Source organism: Gammaproteobacteria bacterium (assembly GCA_013001575.1).
GTDB lineage: Bacteria > Pseudomonadota > Gammaproteobacteria > Steroidobacterales > JABDMI01 > JABDMI01.
On the sequence record JABDMI010000105.1, the window covers coordinates 1 to 5,321 of the forward strand.

Annotated in this window: 5 protein-coding genes; 1 reads left to right on the forward strand and 4 read right to left on the reverse strand. The window is 47.3% G+C overall.

Going from position 1 to position 5,321, the window contains the following annotated elements:
* Together HKN88_08755 and HKN88_08760 are read right to left on the reverse strand one after the other, a co-directional pair.
* Nucleotides 1–123 (reverse strand): DUF1289 domain-containing protein (locus HKN88_08755; protein ID NNC98143.1); only part of this gene is annotated, 123 nt, incomplete at its 3' end.
* Nucleotides 124–142: 19 nt separating this feature from the next.
* Nucleotides 143–724, reverse strand: coding sequence for a superoxide dismutase (locus tag HKN88_08760; GenBank protein ID NNC98144.1), 582 nt, complete (start codon nt 722–724; stop codon nt 143–145).
* A gap of 144 nt (nt 725–868) precedes the next feature.
* Here HKN88_08760 and HKN88_08765 point away from each other — a divergent pair, with 144 nt between their 5' ends.
* Complete coding sequence (locus tag HKN88_08765; protein NNC98145.1) at nt 869–1,738, forward strand: carboxylating nicotinate-nucleotide diphosphorylase; 870 nt, start codon at nt 869–871, stop codon at nt 1,736–1,738.
* 88 nt (nt 1,739–1,826) lie between these two features.
* Here the strand turns inward: HKN88_08765 and HKN88_08770 are convergent, their stop codons facing one another.
* Together HKN88_08770 and HKN88_08775 are read right to left on the reverse strand one after the other, a co-directional pair.
* Nucleotides 1,827–4,469, reverse strand: coding sequence for an EAL domain-containing protein (locus HKN88_08770; GenBank protein ID NNC98146.1), 2,643 nt, complete (start codon nt 4,467–4,469; stop codon nt 1,827–1,829).
* A gap of 270 nt (nt 4,470–4,739) precedes the next feature.
* The coding region (locus tag HKN88_08775; GenBank protein ID NNC98147.1) for a TRAP transporter large permease subunit at nt 4,740–5,321 on the reverse strand (582 nt) is incomplete at its 5' end.

Below are 5,321 nucleotides of genomic sequence, written 5' to 3' on the forward strand. Positions count from 1 at the left end.
ACGCTCCTGCTCACTCATGCTAACCCAGCGGGCGATCTCGTCACGGGTTCGCAAACACCCTGTACATACATTGCCTGCGTCCAGTTCACATACCTGTACGCAGGGACTTTGTATTGGCTTCATTACAGCAGTTAGTCTGTAATCAAGCTGAAAAGTTCGCGCTTACGAATTCCCAGTTGACCAGATTCCAGAAAGCCTCGATGTAACCCGGGCGGGCATTACGGTAATCAATGTAATACGCATGTTCCCATACGTCACAAGTAAGCAATGGTGTGGCATCACCCGTCAGTGGGGTATCGGCATTGGCGGTTTGGGCAATACTCAAAGAACCATCGGTGTTTTTCACCAACCAGGCCCAACCGGACCCAAATAATGTGGCGGCTTTGGCACTGAATTGTTTTTTGAACTCGGCAAATGAACCAAATGCAGAATCAATTGCATCGGCCAGTGCGCCTTCAGGTTCGCCTCCGCCATTTGGGCTCAGGCAATTCCAGTAAAAACTGTGGTTCCAGATCTGGGCCGCATTGTTGAAAACTCCACCATCGGCATTTTTAACCAGGTCTTCGAGCGACATTTCAGCCTGATCGGTACCTTCGATCGCGGCATTCAATTTGCCCACGTAGCCGGCGTGATGTTTGCCATAGTGATATTCAAGGGTTTCTTTCGAGATATGCGGTTCCAGTGCGTCTAATGCATAAGGAAGTTCGGGAAGTTGATGCGCCATAGCAGGCTCTCCTGTGCGATGTGTAGTGCAAATGAAAGGCGCATTTTAGCAGATGCCGGCAAAAAAAGCCCTGCCTCGCGACTCTGACAAGCGATTCACTTATAATTGTGCACCTTTAATGGCCACCCGAACACAAAAAGCAAAATGACCGATAAAAATACGCCCAAACAGCCGGCGCCCTCCGAAATTCACGCCATGGTTGAACGCGCCTTGACAGAAGACGTGGGTTCCGGCGATGTGACCGCTGCCCTGGTTCCGGAAAACCAGCAAGCCCATGCCAAGGTGTTCTGTCGCGAACAGGCCGTAATATGCGGACTGGCCTGGGTGAATGAAACTTTCCGGCAACTGGACGGGAACATTACACTTGAGTGGAATGTAAAAGATGGCGACATTGTCGCGGAAGACAGTCTCTTGGTGAGCATCAAGGGACCGGCGCGCGCCGTTCTGACGGGTGAACGCACGGCGCTTAATTTTTTACAAACTTTGTCTGGCACCGCCACCGTTTCGGCCATTTATGCCGAACAAGTCAGCGGCACCCAGTGCAAGGTGCTCGACACACGCAAAACCATTCCCGGCTTGCGTAATGCCCAAAAGTACGCGGTACGCTGTGGCGGTTCGCATAATCATCGCATCGGTTTGTACGATGCCTTCCTGATCAAAGAAAACCACATCATTTCGTCCGGCGGAATCGAAAAAGCCATTCACAATGCCCGGCAACAACACCCCGAATTAACCCTGGAAGTAGAAACTGAGAACATGCAGGAGTTTCACGAAGCCCTGGCGGCCGGAGCCGACATCATTATGCTGGACGAATTCAGTTTCGAGGATATTCGACTGGCCGTTCAAATTTGTAAGAATTTTGAGGCCGATACCAAGCTGGAAGCGTCGGGCAATATCAACCTGGATACCTTACGCGACTACGCAGAAACCGGCGTGGATTTTGTTTCGTCTGGCAGTCTGACAAAACATGTACGCGCCATTGACCTGTCGATGCGTTTTGAATTTGTCGATTGAGACGCCCTGGATTGAACGCCCTGGATTGAACGCCCTGGATTGAACGCAGAGATCAGCTGATTAAGAAAATTAAACGAGCACAATAGAATCAGGCAATGTTGCGATTCACCTGTTCGGGTTGCGAGAAGCCAAAGCCCTGGGCGTAATTAACCCCAAGCTCTTTTAAAATACGGATAATTTCAGCATTCTCGGCAAACTCGGCAATGGTTTTTTTGCCGGTCAGGTGGCCGATCTGGTTAATGGTACGCACCATTTCCCGGTCGATCGGGTCGTTGACAATGCCTTTTACAAAACTGCCGTCAATCTTGAGGTAATCCACGGGGAATTGCTTGAGATAGCCAAAGGAAGCGTGTCCGGTGCCAAAATCATCCAGCGCAAACTTGCAGCCAAGGTTTTTCAGAGTTTCGATAAAGTGTGTGGCTTTGGCGTAACTGGCGATCGCCGCGGTTTCAGTAATCTCGAAACAGATCAACTCCGGGTTCAAACCACTGAATTCAAATTGCTCGATAACATAGTCCAGGAATTTATCGTCTGACATACTTTGCCCGGACAAATTTATGGAACACATGGCCAAACGGTCACGTTCATCGGCTTCCGAGACTAACCAGCGGAAGGTATTTTGAATCACCCATTTATCGATCCGCTTGATCAAGCCATAGCGTTCTGCTGCCGCGATGAACAAAGAAGGCGATATGGTTTTACCGTTTTCATCTTTCATGCGCAGCAATAATTCGAAATGCATTTTATCTTCAGGGTTGTCATCAAGAGGATGGATGAACTGGCGGAAGATCTCGAAACGATCTTCATCCAGTGCCGACGTGATCCTGGCCGCCCATTGCATTTCACGTTTGCGCCGGATCATGTCCAGATCATTTTCCTTGAATATATGAACCCGGTTGCGTCCGCCCTCTTTGGCTGCTGTGCAAGCGCTTTCGGCCGTGGTCAGTAATTCTTCCACGGTGGTTTCGCCGCTGGTAATAGGCACCAGACCAATACTGACCGTCATGTTGTATGAGCGGTCATCCCAAATAAACTGAAAATCATTTACCGCCACACGCAATTCTTCAATGACCTGCTGGGCTTCTTCCATGCTATTGATCTCACAGATCAAGCCGAAGTTATCTGAGCCGATACGTGCCACGATATCTCGCCAGCGGATCTTGGATTTAAACAAAGCGCCTAGCTGGCTCAAGAGCAGATCACCAGCCGCATGCCCACAGGTATCATTGATCATTTTAAAACGATCGATATCCAGATGACACAAGGCATATACATGACTGTGGCTGTCTACTTTGGAAATGGTGGTGGCCAGTTGTTTTTCAAATTCGGTGCGATTGACCAGTCCGGTCAGAATGTCATGACTGGCGTGATAACTCAGGCGCCGATTGAGTTCGCGAGATTCGGTGACATCGTGAAAGACCAAAACCCCGCCAACAATCTGGGTTTTGTCATTGGAACTACGAATGGGTGCAGCCGTTGATTCAATGAATTGTTCGGTACCATCGCGTTTGACCATTAGACTCGGGCGAATCGATTTGATCTTGTTTTTGCGACGCATGGACAACATCAGGGGATTCTCGATTGGTTCACAAGTTTCTTCATGAAACACCCGGAATATTTCCTTGATTGGCAAACCCATTGCGTCTTCCATATGCCAGCCGGTGAGTTGTTCGGCTACCGGATTGAGGTACTCGACCACGCCATCGGTATCAGTCGAAATAACACCATCACCGATAGCATCCAGGGTTACCGAGGCATTCTCTTTTTCGCGTTTGAACTGGGCCTCATGCAAAATTCGCTCGGTAATATCAAGTTGCACGGCAAGGAGTTTTTCCAGTTCGTCGGCCTGATTGTAAAGGCCTTTGGCACGGGTCAAGATCCAGCGATAATCACCACGCTTGTGGCGCATACGGGCAACATTTTCAAACGAATCGATTTCGCGTTTAAGCAGCGCTTGCATATTTTCCTGACTTTCGGAAACATCGTCCGGATGTAAGATCGGTGACCAGTCGGCCAGATATTCTTTTCCTTCTGCTTTGCCGTAACCCAGCAGATCGTGCCAACGCTTGGAAAAAAACACTTCGTCAGTGTGTTTATTCCATTCCCACCAACCATCGTTGGAGCTTTCCATGGCGAGGTCCAGACGTTCATTGGTGATTTTTAACTGATTAGCAGTTTTGTGGCTTTCCATCCAGGGGGTGAAACTCGCCGTGATCAAGCGCAACAGCAATAAGGCATCACTCGGCCATCGTGTAACCGGCCCTTCACAACTGACCCCCATTAAGCCATGCAAATTATGCGCATCCCCAACGCCGAGTAGCAAGATTGAACCAATGCGTGCACGCGTAAGGGCATTCTTCAAAATCCCTTGCTCGATAAAAAGACTGTCAAGAACTTCAAAACTTTTGCCCTGAATGACAGCGCGTGCAACATTAGGAAGATCATTAATGGTTAAGTTAATGCCGTTCTTGGTGGTTCTCAGGTTTTCAGCCAGTATGCTAAAACAAATATCATCGGTCGCAACAATCTCGCCAAACGCAAGATCTTCATCAATCGGAATAAAAAAAGCGTGGTCGGCTTTGGCAATATCGCACAAACTCAGCAAGGCTTTGGCCAAGCCACCTTGTGATCCGTTACCAGACAATTGGGCAAAGTCGATTGCGGCCTTGATGACCTGTAATTCCGTTGACGCACTCAAGGTGCGGTTGGCTCGACTTTTATTGTGATCCATGGATAAAAAAATTATCTGCAATTCTGCAGAAAAACCCTTTTAGATTTTATATGTAAAGTTTTTAATTTCAGACAGTTAGAAAGTATTTGCATAATTTTACTTAATACTGTGAAAGCTTATCGAGATTACAGCACAATCACCGTTCCGAGGCAATGGAATTATTCAGAATTTGCTATATACATCAATAAATTAACCTTTGTTGCAAGGCACAAATAACCACATATGCTCACTTTTACAATTTATCACGATACTCTCAACAATTCGTGCCGTTTACGTAATCAGGAATAAGGACAAACTTGGCAAGTAAGTAATGATTAGCACCGAGAGAAGCAAAATCAGCAAAAATGGCAACGTAGCCTTGTATAACTGGATAATCGAGCGCTCGAATCGATAGCTGGCAATGAATAAATTCAGGCCCACTGGTGGTGTCATATAGCCTATCTGCATATTGGCCAGGAAAATAATGCCCAAATGTACCGGGTGGATATTGAATCCCAGTGCAACCGGTAACAACAAAGGAATGATCAAGACAATTGCTGAAAAAATATCTAAAAATGCGCCCAATATCAATAAAAACACATTTAACAATAATAGAAAACCTAAAGGACTCTGGATATGCGAATTGACCCATTCAAATAAGCGCGTTGGAATATCGGCATCGATCAAATAATTGGTTGAAGCCAGGGAAACCCCAAGAATTATTAAGATCCCGCCCACCATTAACATGGACTCACGGATCAATCCGGGTAAGCGTTTAAAAGGAATCTCACGCAAGATCAACACTTCAACAATAAACACATACAAGGCCGTGACCGCCGCGGCTTCCGAGACGGCAAAGTACCCCGAGTAAAT

Coding starts and splice junctions, on each gene's coding strand:
- HKN88_08760 (NNC98144.1), bottom strand. CDS start 724: ATGGCGCATCAACTTCCCGAACTTCCTTATGCATTAGACGCACTGGAA.
- HKN88_08765 (NNC98145.1), top strand. CDS start 869: ATGACCGATAAAAATACGCCCAAACAGCCGGCGCCCTCCGAAATTCAC.
- HKN88_08770 (NNC98146.1), bottom strand. CDS start 4,469: ATGGATCACAATAAAAGTCGAGCCAACCGCACCTTGAGTGCGTCAACG.